This window comes from Paenisporosarcina sp. P4_D4 (assembly GCF_056401835.1).
Genome location: NZ_JBFUIO010000180.1, coordinates 1 through 3,160 on the forward strand (window position 1 = coordinate 1; position 3,160 = coordinate 3,160).

At 38.8% G+C, this 3,160-nt stretch carries 6 protein-coding genes; 1 reads left to right on the forward strand and 5 read right to left on the reverse strand.

What is annotated here, in order from left to right; all coding sequences use genetic code 11:
• A partial coding sequence (locus tag AC1DSL_RS16610) for a TrmH family RNA methyltransferase (protein WP_477533049.1) occupies positions 1–498 on the reverse strand: 498 nt, incomplete at its 3' end.
• Between the two features lie 93 nt (positions 499–591).
• Here AC1DSL_RS16610 and sspI point away from each other — a divergent pair.
• Positions 592–801, forward strand: coding sequence for a small acid-soluble spore protein SspI (sspI, locus tag AC1DSL_RS16615; RefSeq protein WP_016426722.1), 210 nt, complete (start codon positions 592–594; stop codon positions 799–801).
• A 34-nt stretch (positions 802–835) separates the two neighbouring features.
• Here the strand turns inward: sspI and AC1DSL_RS16620 are convergent, their stop codons facing one another.
• The 4 genes from AC1DSL_RS16620 to argF all read right to left on the reverse strand — a co-directional run bounded on the left by AC1DSL_RS16620 (position 836) and on the right by argF (position 3,089).
• Entirely contained in the window at positions 836–1,282 is a 447-nt protein-coding gene (locus tag AC1DSL_RS16620; RefSeq protein WP_477533050.1) for a small multi-drug export protein, read from the reverse strand.
• Positions 1,282–1,779, reverse strand: a complete 498-nt coding sequence (locus AC1DSL_RS16625; protein ID WP_477533051.1) for a hypothetical protein — start codon at positions 1,777–1,779, stop codon at positions 1,282–1,284. Before AC1DSL_RS16625 ends, AC1DSL_RS16620 begins: the two co-directional genes overlap by 1 nt.
• Complete coding sequence (locus tag AC1DSL_RS16630; RefSeq protein WP_477533052.1) at positions 1,776–1,985, reverse strand: helix-turn-helix transcriptional regulator; 210 nt, start codon at positions 1,983–1,985, stop codon at positions 1,776–1,778. The genes AC1DSL_RS16625 and AC1DSL_RS16630 overlap by 4 nt, the downstream gene beginning before the upstream one ends.
• Before the next feature lie 138 nt (positions 1,986–2,123).
• A complete protein-coding gene (gene argF, locus AC1DSL_RS16635; protein WP_477533053.1) occupies positions 2,124–3,089 on the reverse strand; it encodes an ornithine carbamoyltransferase in 966 nt (321 codons plus the stop codon).
• Positions 3,090–3,160 lie beyond the last annotated feature (71 nt).

Consider the following 3,160-nt stretch of genomic DNA (forward strand, 5'->3'; position numbering starts at 1 on the left):
GACTATCGGAATATGAAAGTGCGAACCTTGACCTGAACGAACCGTTTTCGGATTATAAGCGTCTGCCGATCCTTTTCCTAAAACGACGGCATCTATTCCGGCAGCATCAGCTGTGCGAATCATTGTCCCGACATTCCCTGGATCTTGAACAGCATCAATAAAGAGAAGTTTTTTCCAAGTTTTTTGTTGCTCCTCTGTTGCCACTTGTTGACTACAATATGCGTATATTCCTTGTGAGTGCTCTGTTTCGGCAATTTCTTTCGCAATATCCATTGTGACTTCAATAATGTCTACATCATCTACATTCCAGCCAGTTGGAATTGTTGTTCCTTCTCTTACAATCATGGCTAACACATTCGACTTGTTTTTTAATGCCTCTTCAACCAAATGAAAGCCTTCGACTAAAAATTCTCCAGATTTATCACGTTCTTTTCGAACGGAAACAAGCTTTTTCCAATGTTTCACTTGTGAGTTTTGTGATGATTCAATACGTTTCATCGATTGTACGACCGCCTTTTTCTTTTAAGTGTATCAAATTCATGTATAAGTGGCGATAGTAGCGGACAAAATGAGATGTGAGGAGGAGAGATTATGAACTTTCAAATTCGAGATGCAATCACCGCCAACATGGTTGGCAATAGTGCTACAGAAATTCGTGAAGTAGTTGAAGATGCCATCAAACGTGGCGAAGAACATTTACTTCCTGGACTTGGTGTGTTTTTTGAAAAATGGTGGAAAACAGCTGGTGAACCTGAAAAAGAATCAGTATTAAGACACTTGGAACAATCTTTCCAAGGATAAGTAAAGTCTCCGTATTGCACGGAGACTTTTTCATTTATATTTCCCGGACAAAGAAATCAAAGCCGAGTGCTGTTAATATTCCGAATACCAATGCCCACAAAGCAATGCTGATAGCAGACCATATGGTCGTCTGTTTTTTGCTCCCACCCAATGTCATCGCGATAAATGCAGCAATGTGGGTCCCAATCAGTATGGGTCCAAGCAACAACATCCCAGGTAGCCCATATTTATTCCAAATCCTTTTTGCACGTTCACTGCGCTTGGATTCTTTCTGTACTTTCCCCTCGCGTCTTTTCGCTAACCATATTTTAAATTTATTGTATCCGATGATTAATGCCAAGACCGTTACCATATTCCCGATAAAGCCAATGACGACTACCCAAAAAGGATTTAATCCCGTTATGATACCTAGTGGAATTACCACGGCCATTTCAAGCCATGGAATGGCCGCCCCTAAAAACACTAAAAAATATTCCCACATTATTCTTCCCCCGCCAAATGTTTTCGTACTTCAATGTAATAAATTAAATATTGCATCCACGCCAAGATCAATATACCGAAAATCATCCAGAATCTAGATAATTCAAATACTAGGAAAATCGTTGCCATAAACGGCAGTGCCCACACAAAGAATGTGTAAACTTTTTGAGCAGCTCTTCTCGTAATGTGCATCATGCCTTCATCTTGCTCCAAGTATTCCAATGGTCGAATCTGCCACATTGATAGTTTTTGAGTTGGATTTTGCTTGTTATGTTTAGAGATTTTCATTGAAAAAATTGTGATCATCAAAACTGTAATAAAAAGAGCGCCCAACAATAAAAATGATTCCAATGCATCGAGCTCTACGGAAAAACTGAGTTCTTCAGATGTTTTGTATAGCTCTGTGGAGGCACCTGTTAAACTAAATGCTATAAAACCAAACAATACAATAAACGCCATTTGCCATAAAGGATACTGCACGCGTAAATCTTTTTTCATAATGGTTTCTCCCCTTCTAACCAAAATAATTGGTCTACAGTTATTTCAAACTCTCTTGCCAGTTTTAATGCCAATGTTATCGATGGTGAAAAATCTCCTTTTTCGATAAATCCAATGGTTTGTCGTGTAACACCCACCCTTTCACCCAGTTCAGCTTGCGAAAAACCAAATCGGGCACGAAGCTCTTTGACTCGGTTATGGAGCATTCCTTCCACCTCTTCTTGTTAAGTATTATATTCATAATGTAAACTATAGTTAACATTAAGTAAAGTATTATTAACAAATTTAATGTAATTTTTTCCATAAAAAAGCTCCTGACAAAATTAATCAGGAGCTTTACTACTTTATGACAGAATCGATGCTAATATGGCTTTTTGAGCATGGAGTCGATTTTCTGCTTGTTCAAATACTGCTGAATGCGGACCATCGATGATAGATGTTGCGACTTCTTCCTCACGATGCGCGGGCAAGCAGTGCAAGAATAAATAATCCGTTTTGGCGTGTTTCACGAGATCTTCATTAATTTGATACTCTTTGAAAGCATCAAGTCGCGCGGCTGTCTCTTCTTCTTGCCCCATACTGGTCCAGACATCTGTATAAATGACATCCGCACCTGATACAGATTCAATTGGATTGTTAGTCGCCAGGATGCTTGAACCATTTGAAGCGGCTAGTTTTTGAGCCTTGTTAAGAATCGTGGAATCAATTTCAAAACCTTTAGGAGTTGCAATGGATACATCAATTCCTAAATGAGCACACGCAATAACGAGAGAATGCGCTACATTATTCCCGTCCCCCACGTAAGCAAGTTTTAAACCTGCTAAATAGCCTTTCACTTCATGAATCGTCAGGACATCGGCTAAAGCCTGGCAGGGATGGAATAGATCTGTTAAGCCATTGATGACAGGAATACTCGCAGCTTCAGCTAATTCTTCGACCATTTTATGTGAATGGGCACGAATCATAATGCCGTCCATGTAACCCGATAATACTTTTCCAGTATCTGAAATAGGCTCCCCACGTCCGATTTGCAAGTCTCTTGCATGCATATACATTGCATGACCACCTAATTGATTGATTCCAACTTCAAATGAAATACGCGTTCTGGTTGAGTGTTTTTCAAATATGAGACCAATCGTTTTTCCAGCCAGTAGTGGAGGATGCACGTTGTTTTTAGCCAACTTCTTCAGATTGGTTGCTAGTTCCAACAATTGTTTTACTTCCATTGAAGTATAGTCGAGCCATGTTAACAAGTCTTTATTTTTCACACTTTCCACTACTTCAAGATTTACGAATTCAAGTAATTTCATAAATATTCACTCCTCGTTATAATTATGTATAATCATTATATATTTGAATATTTATAATTACAAGTGCATAT

Bases quoted from the DNA above. Each gene is read 5' to 3' on its own strand.
- AC1DSL_RS16630 (WP_477533052.1), bottom strand. From the start codon at position 1,985: ATGCTCCATAACCGAGTCAAAGAGCTTCGTGCCCGATTTGGTTTTTCG.
- AC1DSL_RS16620 (WP_477533050.1), bottom strand. From the start codon at position 1,282: ATGTGGGAATATTTTTTAGTGTTTTTAGGGGCGGCCATTCCATGGCTT.
- sspI (WP_016426722.1), top strand. From the start codon at position 592: ATGAACTTTCAAATTCGAGATGCAATCACCGCCAACATGGTTGGCAAT.
- AC1DSL_RS16625 (WP_477533051.1), bottom strand. From the start codon at position 1,779: ATGAAAAAAGATTTACGCGTGCAGTATCCTTTATGGCAAATGGCGTTT.
- argF (WP_477533053.1), bottom strand. From the start codon at position 3,089: ATGAAATTACTTGAATTCGTAAATCTTGAAGTAGTGGAAAGTGTGAAA.